At 33.7% G+C, this 18,415-nt stretch carries 13 protein-coding genes and 1 pseudogene; 13 read left to right on the top strand and 1 reads right to left on the bottom strand.

Annotated features, from left to right (window positions below; genetic code table 11):
- Positions 1 to 41 precede the first annotated feature (41 nt).
- From IDG63_RS01160 to galU, 11 genes and pseudogenes are all read left to right on the top strand, one after another.
- The gene (locus tag IDG63_RS01160) at positions 42 to 458 is read left to right on the top strand and encodes a DUF2188 domain-containing protein (protein ID WP_001117047.1); all 417 of its coding nucleotides are present in this window, start codon (positions 42 to 44) and stop codon (positions 456 to 458) included.
- Between the two features lie 230 nt (positions 459 to 688).
- Positions 689 to 1,381 carry a GTP pyrophosphokinase gene (locus IDG63_RS01155; RefSeq protein WP_000289136.1) on the top strand — a complete coding sequence of 231 codons (693 nt, stop codon included), beginning with the start codon at positions 689 to 691 and terminating at the stop codon, positions 1,379 to 1,381.
- A gap of 164 nt (positions 1,382 to 1,545) precedes the next feature.
- Positions 1,546 to 2,310, top strand: coding sequence for a MerR family transcriptional regulator (locus IDG63_RS01150; RefSeq protein ID WP_000073993.1), 765 nt, complete (start codon positions 1,546 to 1,548; stop codon positions 2,308 to 2,310).
- A 153-nt stretch (positions 2,311 to 2,463) separates the two neighbouring features.
- Positions 2,464 to 3,144 (top strand): GntR family transcriptional regulator, encoded by a 681-nt coding sequence (locus tag IDG63_RS01145; RefSeq protein WP_000990133.1) that lies wholly within the window; start codon positions 2,464 to 2,466, stop codon positions 3,142 to 3,144.
- A gap of 23 nt (positions 3,145 to 3,167) precedes the next feature.
- Positions 3,168 to 4,721 (top strand): gluconokinase, encoded by a 1,554-nt coding sequence (gntK, locus tag IDG63_RS01140; RefSeq protein ID WP_000876662.1) that lies wholly within the window; start codon positions 3,168 to 3,170, stop codon positions 4,719 to 4,721.
- A gap of 116 nt (positions 4,722 to 4,837) precedes the next feature.
- On the top strand, positions 4,838 to 6,196 hold the full coding sequence (locus IDG63_RS01135) for a gluconate:H+ symporter (RefSeq protein ID WP_086095913.1): 1,359 nt from the start codon (positions 4,838 to 4,840) through the stop codon (positions 6,194 to 6,196).
- 382 nt (positions 6,197 to 6,578) lie between these two features.
- Positions 6,579 to 6,680 (top strand): hypothetical protein, encoded by a 102-nt coding sequence (locus IDG63_RS01130; protein WP_001790696.1) that lies wholly within the window; start codon positions 6,579 to 6,581, stop codon positions 6,678 to 6,680.
- On the top strand, positions 6,664 to 9,690 hold the full coding sequence (gene fnbA, locus IDG63_RS01125) for a fibronectin-binding protein FnbA (RefSeq protein WP_000794652.1): 3,027 nt from the start codon (positions 6,664 to 6,666) through the stop codon (positions 9,688 to 9,690). The genes IDG63_RS01130 and fnbA overlap by 17 nt, the downstream gene beginning before the upstream one ends.
- Before the next feature lie 595 nt (positions 9,691 to 10,285).
- A pseudogene (locus IDG63_RS14985) lies at positions 10,286 to 10,387 on the top strand (hypothetical protein).
- Complete coding sequence (fnbB, locus tag IDG63_RS01120) at positions 10,371 to 13,259, top strand: fibronectin-binding protein FnbB (protein WP_000841393.1); 2,889 nt, start codon at positions 10,371 to 10,373, stop codon at positions 13,257 to 13,259. The pseudogene IDG63_RS14985 and the gene fnbB overlap by 17 nt, the downstream one beginning before the upstream one ends.
- A 179-nt stretch (positions 13,260 to 13,438) precedes the next feature.
- Positions 13,439 to 14,305 (top strand): UTP--glucose-1-phosphate uridylyltransferase GalU, encoded by an 867-nt coding sequence (gene galU, locus IDG63_RS01115; protein WP_000721337.1) that lies wholly within the window; start codon positions 13,439 to 13,441, stop codon positions 14,303 to 14,305.
- 211 nt (positions 14,306 to 14,516) lie between these two features.
- On the opposite strand, the gene sarU is transcribed toward galU, so the two are convergent.
- Positions 14,517 to 15,260: an HTH-type transcriptional regulator SarU gene (sarU, locus tag IDG63_RS01110; RefSeq protein ID WP_000386367.1), complete on the bottom strand. Its 744-nt coding sequence runs from the start codon at positions 15,258 to 15,260 to the stop codon at positions 14,517 to 14,519.
- A 323-nt stretch (positions 15,261 to 15,583) separates the two neighbouring features.
- Here sarU and sarT point away from each other — a divergent pair, with 323 nt between their 5' ends.
- Positions 15,584 to 15,940, top strand: coding sequence for an HTH-type transcriptional regulator SarT (gene sarT / locus IDG63_RS01105; protein ID WP_000998872.1), 357 nt, complete (start codon positions 15,584 to 15,586; stop codon positions 15,938 to 15,940).
- Positions 15,941 to 16,244: 304 nt separating this feature from the next.
- Complete coding sequence (locus IDG63_RS01100) at positions 16,245 to 18,056, top strand: G5 domain-containing protein (protein WP_049286609.1); 1,812 nt, start codon at positions 16,245 to 16,247, stop codon at positions 18,054 to 18,056.
- The last annotated feature ends 359 nt before the right edge of the window (positions 18,057 to 18,415 follow it).

The following is an 18,415-nucleotide window of genomic DNA, read 5'->3' as shown; positions in this document are numbered from 1 at the left end:
TGGTATATAACATGAATTATAACATATTGGAGGTTAAGGAAATGCCCTTTACAATGAAAGGTTACCCCGAAAAATGGAAAGATTTTGAAGTAATTAAACGGCAAAAAGCGATAGAAATTGCGAATGCAATGTTAAAAGAAGGATATCTTGAAAAAGATGTTGTTCCTATTGCGGCGAAAAAAGCGAAAGATTGGTATCGAGCGTTATCGAAAGAAGAAATCAAAGCATTAGAAGAAGAGAACTTCGTACAATTCCATACAGCAACAATGGAAAAAACAGAGGTGGATAGTGAATATGCAACAACTGATAATGAAGAACATATTCAAGAACAATCAAATCAAGATAAATCGTACTTTGATAGCGAATCAATTGGCAACCAAAGTGGTGGCGTTCGACAAAGAGAACCGCTTATGGATGGTCCACATCCAAAAGTTGTGGAATCATTTAAAGACGTATAACATCTCTATCAATTAAACACTTGTACCTATATAACGGTAACAGGTGTTTTTTTGCGTTAAATCATTTTAAAATTACTTCCTATAATTGAAGGTTTTGATACATAATTCGAATTGTTTGAGTTTCTTTGTGCTGTTTCAGTATCAGCCCAAAGTTCGATAGTGTATTAGTATTATCTTAATAAAATGTTAGGTACAATAAAGATGATTATATATCGGAGGTTAGTATAAAAATGTATGTAGATCGAAAACCATCACTATATTTAGAGGATTTGCGACATGATTTTAAAAATAGTTTAAGTAAATTTGAAAATGGTGATGAAGCATTTGATACGTTATTAGGTTTCGTAGAGTTAGATCATATTTATTCGTCAGCACTAAAGGAAATAAGCACTAAACTGAGTATTTTAGACGATAATTTCAATCACATTTATAAACACAACCCTATACATCATATGGAGCGACGTGTGAAAGAAATGCGCAGTTTAATAGAAAAGCTTAATCGTAAAGGATTACAGATTAGCGCAGAAACTGCCAAAGAACATATACTGGATATTGCCGGAATTCGCGTAGTATGTAATTACTTAGATGATATTTATTTGATTGAAGAGATGTTGCTTAAACAAGAAGACGTACAATTGATAAAACGTAAAGATTATATTCAGCACCCTAAAGAAAATGGTTACCGCAGTTTACATATCGTTGTATCCATTCCAGTCTTTTTAGCAGAACGCGTTGAGGTATTGCCTGTTGAAATTCAAATTAGAACGATAGGTATGGATATGTGGGCAAGTTTAGAACATAAAATACGTTATAAAAACAATGCAGAGACGGAAAAGTATCGAGATTTACTGAAAGAATGTGCGACAGAGATTACTGAAGTTGAAGATAAATTACAACAAATTCATTCTGAAATAACAGAGTAGACGTTTAGTAGTAGTGTTGCTTAATTTGAGTGATTTTGTAAATCAACATGGTACGAAATCACAAAAATAAGACGCCTAGTATAATAAATTTCTTTAAAATGTAGAAAAAGTACTTGCTCGTGACGTCGGGTCATCAACTATGGTGATTGTAGGAGGTGGAATCTATGTCTAACTATTCGACTGGAGAACTCGCGAAATTATGCAATGTGACAACGCGAACGATTCAATATTATGATCGCAAAGGTATTTTGAAACCACAAGGATTTACAGAAGGAAAGCGTCGTGTGTATACAGAACACCAGCGACAAACATTAGAGTTAATCTTATTGCTTAAAGATTTAGGTTGTGCGTTAAGCGATATAGATATGTTGCTAAAAGGTGAAGGTACTTTGAAGACACTCAATACTTTACTAACTATGAAACAACAAGAAATTAATCAACAAGTCAAACAGCAACAAGCGGTATTAAACAAAATTAAAAATGTTCAATATTACGTAAATAAAGCGTCGACGTCTCCAATCACACATTTAAAAGACATAGAGCATGTCATGAGTAAATCAGCTGAAATGAAAAGTATTCGTCGTAACATTTGGATTAGTGCGGGTATTATAGGAATAATTCAATATTCTAGCATTATAAGTGCAATTTTGATGAAAAATAAATGGCCGTTTCTAATTGCGTTGCCGTTTATGATTGGATACGGCATTGGTGTTACTTTTTATTACCAACAAAAGGTTGCCTATTTATGTCCTAACTGCCAGCATATATTCTCACCATCTTTATGGCAAGTTATCAAAGCGAAACATACTGCTACAACACGTCGATTCGAATGTCCAAACTGTCATGAAACGCATTATTGCATTGAAGTACCTAAAGCGCATATGAGTACAGAACAATTAGAAATATCCCACATACAACATAACAATTAAATCATTCGTGTGATAGTGACCATTCCCTTTAAATTTACATTGAAAAGGGATGGTCACTATTTTAGTACGCGTAAAGAAAGCGCTTGCAAACGATTAAGAACTATATTAACATACTTGTATACAAGTATGTCGTGTAATGAAGGAGTGGCTTTGATGATGTATGGATATCCAGAGAAATGGTTGGAAGGTATGACAACTGGAGAAGGTATCGCGGCAGAATTACGCTTAGGTATTGTGAATGGTCACATAGCTGAAGGTACGTTACTCACTGAAAATCAAATGGCAAAGCAATTTAATGTGAGTCGTTCGCCAATTCGAGATGCATTTAAATTATTGCAACAAAATCAACTCATCCAATTAGAAAGAATGGGTGCACATGTGTTGCCGTTTGGGGAACAAGAAAAGAAAGAAATGTACGATTTGCGACTGATGCTAGAGTCTTTTGCATTTTCAAGAGTTAAAAATCAAGAGCGACTACCTATCGTAAAAGAAATGAAGAAACAACTTGAAATGATGAAAGTGGCAGTAAAATTTGAGGATGCAGAATCATTTACGAAGCATGACTTTGAATTTCATGAAACATTAATCAAAGCATCTAATCATCAATATTTAAACTCATTTTGGAGTCATTTAAAACCAGTAATGATGGCACTCGTTTTAACATCCATGCGACAACGTATGCAACAGAACCCGCAAGATTTTGAACGCATACATCATAATCATCAAGTGTTTATTGATGCAGTGGAACAATACGACAGTCAAATTTTGAAAGAAGCGTTTCACTTAAATTTCGACGATGTTGGTAAAGATATTGAAGGATTTTGGTTGAATTAAAATGAAAGAAAGAAGGATTTGTCATGAAATATATGATTGGTGTCGACATTGGAACGACGAGTACCAAGTCAGTCTTATATGATGAAAATGGAACATTCATCATGAAACATCAAATCGGCTATGATTTACACACACCAAACGTTGATGTCTCAGAAGAAAACCCAGATGAATTATTTGATGCGGTATTAATGACTATTAAATATGTTATGAGAGAATCCAAAGTTAATAAAGATGATATTAAATTTGTGTCATTTAGTGCGCAAATGCATAGCTTGATTGCGATGGATCAGAAACATCAAAGATTAACAAATAATATTACTTGGGCAGATAACCGCGCTGCAAAATATGCAACAGTAATAAATGAAGTGCATGATGGCAATGCGATTTATCAGCGAACAGGTACGCCTATTCATCCTATGTCGCCTTTAGTGAAAATTTTTTGGATGAAACATGAATGGCAAGATGTATTTCAACGTACTGCTAAGTTTGCAGATATTAAAACATACATTTTCTATCATTTATTTGATACATATATCATTGATTATTCAATGGCTTCCGCAACAGGGATGTTTAATTTAGAAACATTAGATTGGGATGTTGGGGCATTAGAATTGCTTGGTATTTCCAAGGAAATGTTGCCGGAATTAGTGCCAACAACGTACGTAATGAAAGGCATGAAAGAACGTTATGCAACATTAATGGGGCTTAATGAAGATACACCGTTTGTTATTGGTGCGAGTGATGGGGTCCTTTCTAATTTGGGTGTCAATAGCGTTGGTAAAGGAGAAGTTGCTGTCACAATCGGTACATCTGGGGCGATTCGTACTGTGATAGATAAACCGCGTACTGATTACAAAGGTAGAATATTTTGTTATGTCTTAACAGAGGACCACTACGTCATCGGAGGTCCTGTAAATAATGGTGGTGTCGTATTGAGATGGTTGCGCGACGAGTTGCTAGCGAGTGAAGTCGAAACTGCGAAACGTCTCGGTGTTGATCCTTATGATGTCTTAACTCAAATTGCAAAGCGTGTTAAACCAGGTGCAGATGGTTTAATATTCCATCCCTATTTAGCTGGAGAACGTGCGCCGCTTTGGAACGCAAATGCAAGAGGTTCATTCTTCGGTTTAACTTTATCTCATAAAAAAGAACATATGATTCGCGCTGCATTAGAAGGTGTTCTTTACAATTTGTATACCGTCTACCTTGCACTCATTGAAGTAATGAATGAAACGCCTAAGATGATAAAAGCAACAGGTGGTTTTGCGAAAAGTGAAGTATGGCGTCAAATGATGTCAGATATATTTGACACAGAGTTAGTGGTTCCTGAAAGTTATGAAAGTTCATGCTTAGGTGCCTGCGTGCTTGGACTTAAAGCTGTAGGTGACATTGAAGATTTTTCAATCGTTTCATCGATGGTCGGTGCTACAAATAATCATACGCCGTTTGAAGAAAATGTCGCTGTTTACCAAGAGCTCGTATCCATTTTTATCAATTTAAGTCGTTCTTTAACAGAGAATTATGAACAAATTGCAGATTTTCAACGCCAACATATGGCTGAAAATAAAACACAATAAATACGTCACTCAAGCAACTTAGATAAAGTTGTTGTGCCATGACTACTATATATTATCTGGAATACGTGCGCGACGACGGTGTTACATTCTATTGAAAAGAGAAAGAGGGGAATGTCATGTTTAACGAAATATGGCCGTTAATCAGTGTTGTTTTAGGTATCGTTATTTTATTAGTATTAATCATTGGGTTTAAATTAAATACATTTATTTCATTAATTATCACATCGATGATTACAGCGTTAATGCTAGGTATACCATTGACTAAAATTATGGAGACGATTGAGAAAGGGATGGGCAGTACGCTCGGCCACATTGCACTAATATTCGGTTTAGGTGCCATACTTGGGAAATTACTTGCTGATGGTGGTGGTGCAACTCGAATTGCAGACACGTTGATTCAAAAATTTGGTCAAAAACATGTACAATGGGCAATGCTTGTTGCAGCATTTATCGTCGGTATTGCATTGTTCTTTGAAGTAGATTTAGTCTTACTGATTCCATTAGTATTTACAGTAGCAAAACGCGCAAATGTTTCAGTGTTAAAACTAGGACTACCTATGGTAACAGCTTTATCTGTGACACATGGCTTTTTACCACCACATCCAGGACCGGTAGTCATCGCAAAAGAATTAAAGGCAAATGTTGGAGATGTATTACTGTACGGTATGATTATTGCCATTCCAGTTACACTCATTGCAGGACCTATATTTAACAAAGTTGCACAAAAAATGATTCCGTCTGCGTATACACGAGAAGGCGATATTTCAGCGTTAGGTGCACAAAAAGAATTTACGGATCAAGAGATGCCAGGATTTGGTATGAGTTTATTAACTGCAACATTACCAGTCATATTAATGTTAGTGTCTACGATAACGCAACTTGTAACTGGGCACGACAAACCTACAAATCTATTTGAATCTATCATTTATATGATAGGAACAGCAGGGACAGCCATGCTAATAGCAGTATTATTTGCAATCGTTACGATGGGATTAATGAGAAAGCGTAAGATGAATCATATTATGGAATCAGTGACGAATGCGATTTATCCAATCGGAATGATGTTATTGATTATTGGCGGTGGCGGTACATTTAAACAAGTATTAATTGACGGCGGTGTCGGAAATACAATTGCTAAAATGTTTGAAGGTACAGAGATGTCTCCAATTTTACTAGCATGGATTGTTGCAGCTGTGCTACGTATCGCATTAGGTTCGGCTACAGTAGCTGCGATTTCAACTACAGGTATTGTCTTACCATTATTACAATCATCAGATGTAAATGTTGCATTAGTTGTACTTGCGATAGGTGCAGGTAGTGTGATTTTGTCTCATGTAAATGACGCAGGATTTTGGATGTTTAAAGAATATTTTGGTTTAACTGTAAAAGAAACATTCTTAACATGGTCATTATTAGAAACGATTATTTCCGTTTCAGGTATCATCTTCATTTTATTCATTAGCTTATTTGTTTAACTAAATATTAAGTAAACGTGTTTTTAGGTAATTGCAATATATTGCCTTGAAACACGTTTATTTTTATGCAGAAAATCGTCTGAAATACTCAGAATCCGAACGATATAAAAAGTATATTGGGTATTTTAGAGTAATGAAAGGCGTTTCAAGACATGTTTTTGTGCGTATTGTACAGGCGATAATTATGAAACGTTTAGTATATTGTTTTAAATTAGATAATGATGAATTTAATTTAAAAAATAAGTATAAAAAATACAAGCCTTGTGTGACAAGGGTTTCTGATGACTTGAATACAATTTATAGGTATATTTCAAATAATAAAATTATCAATTAACATAAAATTAATGACAATCTTAACTTTTCATTAACTCGCTTTTTTGTATTGCTTTTAAAAACCGAACAATATAGACTTGCATTTATTAAGTTTAAAAAATTAATGAATTTTGCATTTAAAGGGAGATATTATAGTGAAAAACAATCTTAGGTACGGCATTAGAAAACATAAATTGGGAGCAGCATCAGTATTCTTAGGAACAATGATCGTTGTTGGGATGGGACAAGATAAAGAAGCTGCAGCATCAGAACAAAAGACAACAGTAGAAGAAAATGGGAATTCAGCTACTGATAATAAAGTAAGCGAAACTCAAACAACTGCAACTAACGTTAATACTATAGAAGAAACTCAATCATATAACGCAACAGTAACAGAACAACCGTCAAACGCAACACAAGTAACAACTGAAGAAGCACCAAATGCAGTACAAGAACCACAAACTGCACAACCAGCAAATGTAGAAACAGTTAAAGAAGAAGAGAAACCTCAAGTTAAGGAAACGACACAACCTCAAGACAATAGCGGAAATCAAAGACAAGTAGATTTAACACCTAAAAAGGTTACACAAAATCAAGGGACAGAAACACAAGTTGAAGTGGCACAGCCAAGAACGGCATCAGAAAGTAAGCCACGTGTGACAAGATCAGCAGATGTAGTTGAATCTAAGGAAGCTAGTGACGCGAAAGTGGAAATGGGTACAGATGTGACAAGTAAAGTTACAGTTACTGAAAGCTCTATCGAGGGTCATAACAATACAAATAAAGTAGAACCTCATGCAGGACAAAGAGCAGTGCTAAAATATAAATTGAAATTCGAAAAGGGTTTACACAAAGGGGATTATTTTGACTTTACTTTATCAAATAATGTAAATACGCATGGCGTATCAACTGCTAGAAAAGTACCAGAAATTAAAAATGGCTCGGTTGTTATGGCGACGGGTAAAATTTTAGAGGGCGGAAAGATTAGGTATACATTTACAAATGATATTGAAGATAAGGTTGATGTAACGGCTGAACTAGAAATTAATTTATTTATTGATCCTAAAACTGTACAAACTAATGGAAATCAAACTATAACTTCAACACTAAATGGAGAACAAACTTCAAAGGAATTAGATGTTAAATATAAAGATGGTATTGGGAATTATTATGCCAATTTAAATGGATCGATTGAAACATTTAATAAAGCGAATAATAGATTTACGCATGTTGCATTTATTAAACCTAATAATGGTAAAACAACAAGTGTGACTGTTACTGGAACTTTAATGAAAGGTAGTAATCAAAATGGAAATCAACCAAAAGTTAGGGTATTTGAATACTTGGGTAATAATGAAGACATAGCGAAAAGTGTATATGCAAACACGACAGATACTTCTAAATTTAAAGAAGTCACAAGTAGTATGAATGGGAATTTGAATGTACAAACTAATGGAAGCTATTCATTGAATTTAGAAAATCTAGATAAAACGTATGTTGTTCATTATGATGGAGAGTATTTAAATGGTACTGATGAAGTGGATTTTAGAACACAAATGGTAGGACATCCAGAGCAACTTTATAAATATTATTATGATAGAGGATATACATTAACTTGGGATAATGGTTTAGTTTTATACAGCAATAAAGCGAACGGTAATGGGAAAAATGGTCCGATTATTCAAAATAATAAATTTGAATATAAAGAAGATACAATTAAAGAAACTCTTACAGGCCAATATGATAAGAATTTAGTAACTACTGTTGAAGAAGAATATGATTCTTCAACTCTTGACATTGATTACCACACAGCTATAGATGGTGAAGGTGGTTATGTTGATGGATACATTGAAACAATAGAAGAAACGGATTCATCAGCTATTGATATCGATTACCATACTGCTGTGGATAGCGAAGCGGGTCACGTTGGAGGATACACTGAGTCCTCTGAGGAATCAAATCCAATTGACTTTGAAGAATCTACACATGAAAATTCAAAACATCACGCTGATGTTGTTGAATATGAAGAGGATACAAACCCAGGTGGTGGTCAGGTTACTACTGAGTCTAACCTAGTTGAATTTGACGAAGATTCTACAAAAGGCATTGTAACTGGTGCAGTAAGCGACCATACAACAGTTGAAGATACGAAAGAATATACAACTGAAAGTAATCTTATCGAATTAGTGGATGAATTACCAGAAGAACATGGTCAAGCACAAGGACCAATCGAGGAAATCACTGAAAACAATCATCATATTTCTCATTCTGGTTTAGGAACTGAAAATGGTCACGGTAATTATGGCGTGATTGAAGAAATCGAAGAAAATAGCCACGTTGATATTAAGAGTGAATTAGGTTATGAAGGTGGCCAAAATAGCGGTAACCAGTCATTCGAGGAAGACACAGAAGAAGACAAACCGAAATATGAACAAGGTGGTAATATCGTAGATATCGATTTCGACAGTGTACCTCAAATTCATGGTCAAAATAATGGTAATCAGTCATTCGAGGAAGATACAGAAAAAGACAAACCTAAGTATGAACATGGCGGTAACATCATTGATATCGACTTCGACAGTGTGCCACATATTCACGGATTCAATAAGCACACTGAAATTATTGAGGAAGATACAAATAAAGATAAACCAAATTATCAATTCGGTGGACACAACAGCGTTGACTTTGAAGAAGATACACTTCCAAAAGTAAGCGGCCAAAATGAAGGTCAACAAACGATTGAAGAAGATACAACGCCGCCAACACCACCGACTCCGGAAGTACCGAGTGAGCCGGAAACACCAACACCGCCAACACCAGAGGTACCAAGTGAGCCGGAAACACCAACACCACCGACACCAGAAGTGCCGAGTGAGCCAGAAACACCAACACCGCCAACACCAGAGGTACCAGCTGAACCTGGTAAACCAGTACCACCTGCCAAAGAAGAACCTAAAAAGCCTTCTAAACCAGTGGAACAAGGTAAAGTAGTAACACCTGTTATTGAAATCAATGAAAAGGTTAAAGCAGTGGCACCAACTAAAAAACCACAATCTAAGAAATCTGAACTACCTGAAACAGGTGGAGAAGAATCAACAAACAAAGGTATGTTGTTCGGCGGATTATTCAGCATTCTAGGTTTAGCATTATTACGCAGAAATAAAAAGAATCACAAAGCATAATCAATCCAAAATTGACAGGTTTATTTCATAAATTATATGAAGTAAGCCTGTTTTTTTATATTAAATCAAATTTCTAATAGAAAATTAGAGTGTTTTCTGATTGTTTCATTGGTTTATGTCTGATGATTGATAACGAACTGAGAGATAAATTTAGAATTTAAAACTAGTTTGTTAGTACAAATTAGATTGAATCAATAAGGCAAATTTGATAAATGCAATTATTAACTAGATGCAAATTTAGTTAAATTTAAAATGTCGTCTTGAAATACGGCTGTTTCTGTATAAATAATCATTAAAATCAAACAAAAACCGAACGATATAAAATTATAATGACGTTATTAATACAATGAAAGGCATTTCAGTGACTTGTTAATGATGCATTGTACAGGCGATTATTATGTATGTTTTAGTATATTGCTTTAAATTAGATGAATTTGAATTTAATTTAAAAAGTAAGTATAAAAAATACAAGACTGTTATATCAAGGGATTCAAGAGCTTCGTGTGCAATATATATGTGAGCTCCAAATAATAAAAAACTCATTATACATAAAGTTAACAACAATCTTAACTTTTTATTAACTCGCTTTTTTTCATTGCTTTTAAAAACCGAACAATATAGAATTGCATTTATTGAGTTTTAAAAATAAATGAATTTTGCATTTAAGGGAGAATATTATAGTGAAAAGCAATCTTAGATACGGCATAAGAAAACACAAATTGGGAGCGGCCTCAGTATTCTTAGGAACAATGATCGTTGTTGGAATGGGACAAGAAAAAGAAGCTGCAGCATCGGAACAAAACAATACTACAGTAGAGGAAAGTGGGAGTTCAGCTACTGAAAGTAAAGCAAGCGAAACACAAACAACTACAAATAACGTTAATACAATAGATGAAACACATTCATACAGCGCGACATCAACTGAGCAACCATCACAATCAACACAAGTAACAACAGAAGAAGCACCGAAAACTGTGCAAGCACCAAAAGTAGAAACTTCGCGAGTTGATTTACCATCGGAAAAAGTTGCTGATAAGGAAACTACAGGAACTCAAGTTGACACAGCTCAACCAAGTAACGTCTCAGAAATTAAACCAAGAATGAAAAGATCAGCTGACGGTGCCGTAGTTCCAGAGAAAGAAGTAGTGGAAGAAGCTAAAGGGACAGGTATAGATGTAACAAGTAAAGTGAAAGTTACTGAAAGCTCTTTAGAAGGACATAATAAAGATTCGAATATTGTTAATCCGCATAATGCTCAAAGAGTAACTTTAAAATACAAATGGAAATTTGGAGAAGGAATTAAGGCAGGAGATTATTTTGATTTCACGTTAAGTGATAATGTTGAAACTCATGGTATCTCAACTCTACGTAAAGTTCCGGAGATAAAAAGTTCAACAGAAGATAAAGTTATGGCAAATGGTCAAGTTATAGACGAACGTAAAATTCGTTATACATTTACTGATTATATAAATAACAAAAATGATTTAACTGCTGAATTAAACTTAAACCTATTCATTGACCCAACAACAGTGACAAAGCAAGGGAGTCAAAAAGTTGAAGTAACACTAGGTCAAAATAAAGTCTCAAAAGAATTTGATATCAAATATTTAGACGGCGTTAAAGATAGAATGGGTGTTACTGTTAATGGTCGAATTGATACTTTGAATAAAGAAGAGGGTAAATTTAGCCATTTTGCATATGTGAAGCCTAACAACCAGTCGTTAACTTCTGTGACCGTTACTGGTCAAGTAACATCTGGATATAAACAAAATGCTAATAATCCAACAGTCAAAGTATATAAACACATTGGTTCAGATGAATTAGCTGAAAGTGTTTATGCAAAGCTTGATGATGCCAACAAATTTGAAGATGTGACTAACAAAGTAAATTTAAGTTACACAGGAGATGGCGGGTATTCTTTGAACTTTAATGATTTAGACAATACAAAAAACTATGTAATTAAATATGAAGGTGAATATAATCAAAATGCTAAGGATCTAAATTTCCGAACACATCTTTCAGGTTATCATAAAAATTACCCATACTATCCTTACTACCCATATTACCCAGTTCAATTAACTTGGAACAACGGCGTTGCATTTTACTCTAATAACGCTCAAGGCGACGGTAAAGATAAACCAAAGGAACCTATTATAGAACATAGTACTCCTATCGAACTTGAATTTAAATCAGAGCAGCCAGTGGAGAAGCATGAATTGACTGGTACAATCGAAGAAAGTAACGATTCTAAGCCAATTGATTTTGAATATCATACAGCTGTTGAAGGTGCAGAAGGTCATGCAGAAGGTATTATTGAAACTGAAGAAGATTCTATTCATGTGGATTTTGAAGAATCTACACATGAAAATTCAAAACATCACGCTGATGTTGTTGAATATGAAGAGGATACAAACCCAGGTGGTGGTCAGGTTACTACTGAGTCTAACCTAGTTGAATTTGACGAAGATTCTACAAAAGGTATTGTAACTGGCGCAGTGAGCGATCATACAACAGTTGAAGATACGAAAGAATATACAACTGAAAGTAATCTTATCGAACTAGTGGATGAATTACCTGAAGAACATGGTCAAGCTCAAGGTCCAATCGAAGAGATTACTGAAAATTACCAGCATATTTCTCATTCTGGTTTAGGAACTGAAAATGGTCACGGTAATTATGGCGTGATTGAAGAAATCGAAGAAAATAGCCATGTTGATATTAAGAGTGAATTAGGTTACGAAGGTGGCCAAAATAGCGGTAATCAGTCATTCGAGGAAGACACAGAAGAAGATAAACCGAAATATGAACAAGGTGGCAATATCGTAGATATCGATTTCGATAGTGTACCTCAAATCCAAGGTCAAAATAATGGTGACCAGTCATTCGAGGAAGACACAGAAGAAGACAAACCTAAGTATGAACAAGGTGGTAATATCATTGATATCGACTTCGATAGTGTGCCACATATTCATGGATTCAATAAGCACACTGAAATTATTGAAGAAGATACAAACAAAGATAAACCTAATTATCAATTCGGTGGACACAGTAGTGTTGACTTTGAAGAAGATACACTTCCACAAGTAAGTGGTCATAATGAAGGTCAACAAACGATTGAAGAAGATACAACACCTCCAATCGTGCCACCAACGCCACCGACACCAGAAGTACCAAGCGAGCCGGAAACACCAACACCACCGACGCCGGAAGTGCCGAGTGAGCCGGAAACACCAACGCCACCGACACCAGAAGTACCAAGTGAACCGGAAGTACCAACGCCACCAACGCCAGAAATACCATCTGAGCCAGGTAAACCAGTACCACCCGCAAAAGAAGAACCTAAAAAGCCTTCTAAACCAGTGGAACAAGGTAAGGTAGTAACACCTGTTATTGAAATCAATGAAAAGGTTAAAGCAGTGGCACCAACTAAAAAAGCACAATCTAAGAAATCTGAACTACCTGAAACAGGTGGAGAAGAATCAACAAACAAAGGTATGTTGTTCGGCGGATTATTTAGCATTTTAGGATTAGCGTTATTACGTAGAAATAAAAAGAATCACAAAGCATAATCAATCCAAAATTGGCAGGTTTATTTCATAAATTATATGAAGTAAGCCTGTTTTTTAAAATTAAATCAAATTTCCCAAGAAATAATTACATACTCAATGACACTATGAAGGCGTTCTAATTAGTGTTAAAATGACGTTGATACATAGATTTAATACTTAGGAAAAGGAGCACATTAACTTTGAAAAAAATAAAAAAGGCAATCATTCCCGCTGCTGGTTTAGGGACTAGATTTTTACCAGCAACTAAAGCGATGCCAAAGGAAATGCTTCCTATCTTAGATAAACCCACAATACAATATATCGTTGAAGAAGCTGCAAGAGCTGGAATTGAAGATATTATTATAGTGACAGGTCGCCACAAACGCGCGATTGAAGATCATTTTGATAGTCAAAAAGAATTAGAAATGGTGTTAAAAGAAAAAGGTAAATCTGAATTACTAGAAAAAGTTCAGTATTCAACGGAACTTGCGAATATTTTTTATGTAAGACAGAAAGAACAAAAGGGTTTGGGGCATGCGATTAGTTCTGCGCGTCAATTTATCGGCAATGAACCATTTGCGGTGTTATTAGGTGACGATATTGTTGAATCTGAAGTACCAGCAGTGAAACAGTTGATTGACGTTTATGAAGAAACTGGGCACTCAGTTATAGGCGTCCAAGAAGTTCCAGAAGCAGATACTCATCGTTATGGAATTATTGATCCATTAACTAAAAACGGACGTCAGTATGAAGTGAAAAAGTTTGTGGAAAAGCCAGCACAAGGTACGGCACCATCAAACCTAGCTATTATGGGACGTTATGTATTAACGCCTGAAATTTTCGATTATTTAAAAACGCAAAAAGAAGGCGCAGGTAACGAAATTCAGTTAACAGATGCGATTGAACGTATGAATAATGATAACCAAGTGTATGCATATGACTTCGAAGGCGAACGTTATGACGTTGGAGAAAAATTAGGCTTCGTTAAAACAACGATAGAATATGCATTGAAAGATGACAGTATGCGAGAAGAATTAACACGATTTATTAAAGAATTAGGGTTATAACATTAAAAAGCATGATACTCAATAAAATTGGAACACGAAATTGTGAACTAAATTGAATGAGTGTCATGCTTAATTTATGTGTTGTGATATATAGTAGGGTATTGAAATAATATAAAAACAAAAGAAAGTTAATTATGTATTTTTATTTATACTAAATTGAGAAGTATTATGATTGCTTATTTATTTTATCAAGAGGTAAATCTGTTTAAATTTAAAAGAAAAATTTTCTTGGTTTGAGAATCTTGGAAGTATCTGTGAATATGCTTTTAATAGTGTTATATTGTATTTTATTTATTTTGATTAACACAATCCTTTCATCTGCAAGGGATCGTTCTTTGATTAGCATACCTTTATTATTTAATCTATTAACTGACCTAACAATTTGAGGATACATAAATCTAATACTTTCAAACAAATCTTTTAAATTTAGTATCTCATTTTTTCGAGATGATATTACATATAAGATAGATAAATCAAGAAATGTTAAATTAAATCGATATTTTAAAAAATCTTTTGAGTACATAATGTTCATAAAAAGTATAAAAAATTCTTTGCTATATTTTGGAGCCCATTGATATTTTATGTAGTCTCTTTCCTTATTAAATCCTTTAATTATTTTATCTAACTCATTAATAACACAAGCAATCTTTTTACGTTGTATTGGAGTAACTGAAACAAAAATACGGCGTTCATCTGCTTCGTTTCTAGACTTATTTATAAATCCTTTTTTAGATAGTGACTTAATGTTCTTAACAACATCAGATTGTTTGTAAAGTATGTCACCAATGATTTCTTTTAGTGAAATACTGTGTTCATTTTTGTAATAAAAATATGCTAATATCAACAATTCTTTTAATGATAATTTATATTGTTGCTTTAACTCTTGAGTGAGAAAAAATATGTACGCTTCTACATTTATGAATTTATTGACCTTTTCGAAAGTTTGATAGTCCACCTTACATTCTCCTACTATTTTCTGATGTCCCAATACTTTATATTATTTAAAGTAATATAAAAGCAATCTCTTTTGAAGACATGTTAACCTAAATATTTTTATATATAATATATATAAAATATAAATAACTAAAAATCACGGAATAACAAATGACAAATTCATTTATTATCCAAAAACAAAAACAATTGAACAAAATCAAAATATAGTGTTATGATTCATTTGTGTTTATAGCTAGCACCACAAACTAAATATATTTGGAGTTATTACTAGTTAAAGACAAATATTATTTGACGTGACAATTAAAAGTAAGGGATGAAGACTTGATGAATGATTTGAAAAGCAAGAGCAATATTAAATTAATGAAAAGAGTATTAACTACATATGAGCTGCGTAAATATTTAAAAAAATATTTTTGTCTTACATTAGATAATTATTTAGTATTAGCATATTTAGATGTATTTAAAAATGATGAAGGTAAATATTTTATGAGAGACATTATAAGTTATATCGGTATAGACCAATCTAGAATTGTTAAAAGCGTAAAAGAATTATCAAAAAAGGGTTACTTGAATAAATGTAGAGACCCACATGATAGTAGAAATGTAATCATTGTTGTTTCTGTAAAACAACACAATTATATTAAAAATCTTTTGAGTGAAATAAATATTAATGAAACATAAAGTATGTTTCGAGATTTTAATATCTTGGTGCAGTTAAATGTATTTTTAAATGCGTTAAGGTATTTTTTATTTTAGAAATTCAATGCTATTGAGTTGATGGGTTTTTCCAACAGATAAGAATGAATTATTCATTGAAAACTAAAAATAATAATTTTATTTGTAGATTGTTTTAAGCGTTTCAATATATAAAATAATTTTATAAAGATAAGTGTTATATTCCATTGTGCAACTCCTATTGTATTTGTAAAATTACATGTAAATTCACTGTAAGTAAAGTGGAAAATATGGAAAAAGGAGTATGCAAATGAGAGATAAGAAAGGACCGGTAAATAAAAGAGTAGATTTTCTATCAAATAAATTGAATAAATATTCAATAAGAAAATTTACAGTTGGAACAGCATCTATTTTAATTGGCTCACTAATGTATTTGGGAACTCAACAAGAGGCAGAAGCAGCTGAAAACAATATTGAGAATCCAACTACATTAAAAGATAATGTCCAATCAAAAGAAGTGAAGATTGAAGAAGTAACAAACAAAGACACTGCACCACAGGGTGTAGAAGCTAAATCTGAAGTAACTTCAAACAAAGACACAATCGAACATGAACCATCAGTAAAAGCTGAAGATATATCAAAAAAGGAGGATACACCAAAAGAAGTAGCTGATGTTGCTGAAGTTCAGCCGAAATCGTCAGTCACTCATAACGCAGAGACACCTAAGGTTAGAAAAGCTCGTTCTGTTGATGAAGGCTCTTTTGATATTACAAGAGATTCTAAAAATGTAGTTGAATCTACCCCAATTACAATTCAAGGTAAAGAACATTTTGAAGGTTACGGAAGTGTTGATATACAAAGCAATCCAGAGGATCTAAAGGTATCTGAAGTCACTCGTTTCAATAATAAAAGTATTGGAAAAAACGAATTGACAGGAGCATTACAATTAAAGAATAAAGTTTCTTTTAAAAATGACTTTGAGTTTAACATTAGAGTAGCTAATAATCATCAATCGGTAACAACTGGCGCTGATGGATGGGGGTTCTTATTTAGTAAAGGTGACGGTAACGAATATTTACAAAAGGGAGGTATATTAGGTCCCAAAGGAATGGAAAATTCAGCAGGATTTAAAATTGATACAGGGTATAATTTTAAAGATCCCATGGATAAAGAAGAGAAACAGGCAGGACAAGGATTTAAAGGGTATGGTACGTTTGTAAAAACAGGTGCTGATGGAACTACAGCAAAGGTTGGAACAAACATACCAACAAGAGGTAAAGCGGATAATTCATTCCAATATGCAGATAATTCTATTGATACAACAGATGGAAAATTCCATGGTCAATTACTTAATAATTTAAAATTAGCGTACAATGAAAAATCGGGGATAATGAGAGCCGAATATGCTGGTAAAATTTGGGAAGCTAATATATCAGATTTGGGATTGGATAAATCTGAAGCATATAACTTTTTAATTACTTCTAGTCAAAGACAGGGAACATCTCAAGGTGTATATGCAAATGGTTGGATGAGAACAGATTTAAATAACTCAACATTTAAACTAACGCCTAATCTAGTTAATAAAACAGAAACAAAAACAGTAGAGATACCGTTCGAGACAAAACGTGAATTTAATCCGAAGTTACAACCTGGTGAAGAGCGAGTGAAACAAGAAGGACAACCAGGAAGTAAGACAATCACAACACCAATCACAGTGAACCCATTAACAGGTGAAAAAGTTGGTGAGGGTCAACCAACAGAAGAGATCACAAAACAACCAGTAGATAAGATTGTAGAGTTTGGTGGCGAGAAACCAAAAGATCCAAAAGGACCTGAAAACCCAGAGAAGCCGAGCAGACCAACTCATCCAAGTGGCCCAGTAAATCCTGACAATCCAGGATTATCGAAAGACAGAGCAAAACCAAATGAACCAGTTCATTCAATGGATAAAAATGATAAAGTTAAAAAATCTAAAATTGCTAAAAAATCAGTAGCTAATCAAGAGAAAAAACGAGCAGAATTACCAAAAACAGGTGCAGAAAGCACACAAAAAGGATTGATCTTTAGTAGTATAATTGGAATTGCTGGATTAATGTTATTGGCACGTAGAAGAAAAAATTAAAATAATTCATTATTTAAATAATACTTGATTTGCATTCACTATATTTAGTTTGTTAAAAACAACCTAGAATATGATGAAAATGATATACACCCCAAAAGTTGGATTGAAAGACCTAACTTTAAGGGGTGTATTTTTGTTATAAATTTGATTTTTTGATAATATTTTCATATTTAATATAATCATAATTAGTAGAATATAACCTCTGAGTAGTCATTTTGGGGGTTATGTATGGTGTTTCAAGTAGTATGTAAATTTCGAAATAATTGATATTTAACTGACTAAATTATATTAGAATTAATTGCGCTTTGGATAAAGAGAGTTTAGAAGAAGGTCTAAAAAAGCTGGTGGATGCATTCAAT

The organism is Staphylococcus sp. EG-SA-14, from assembly GCF_017151935.1.
GTDB lineage: Bacteria > Bacillota > Bacilli > Staphylococcales > Staphylococcaceae > Staphylococcus > Staphylococcus aureus.
Note: the sequence above shows the minus strand (reverse complement) of the source record. Positions and strands in the feature narration are given on the sequence as shown.

Bases quoted from the DNA above. Each gene is read 5' to 3' on its own strand.
- IDG63_RS01155 (WP_000289136.1), top strand. From the start codon at position 689: ATGTATGTAGATCGAAAACCATCACTATATTTAGAGGATTTGCGACAT.
- IDG63_RS01100 (WP_049286609.1), top strand. From the start codon at position 16,245: ATGAGAGATAAGAAAGGACCGGTAAATAAAAGAGTAGATTTTCTATCA.
- IDG63_RS01160 (WP_001117047.1), top strand. From the start codon at position 42: ATGCCCTTTACAATGAAAGGTTACCCCGAAAAATGGAAAGATTTTGAA.
- IDG63_RS01145 (WP_000990133.1), top strand. From the start codon at position 2,464: ATGATGTATGGATATCCAGAGAAATGGTTGGAAGGTATGACAACTGGA.
- gntK (WP_000876662.1), top strand. From the start codon at position 3,168: ATGAAATATATGATTGGTGTCGACATTGGAACGACGAGTACCAAGTCA.
- sarT (WP_000998872.1), top strand. From the start codon at position 15,584: ATGAATGATTTGAAAAGCAAGAGCAATATTAAATTAATGAAAAGAGTA.
- IDG63_RS01135 (WP_086095913.1), top strand. From the start codon at position 4,838: ATGTTTAACGAAATATGGCCGTTAATCAGTGTTGTTTTAGGTATCGTT.
- IDG63_RS01150 (WP_000073993.1), top strand. From the start codon at position 1,546: ATGTCTAACTATTCGACTGGAGAACTCGCGAAATTATGCAATGTGACA.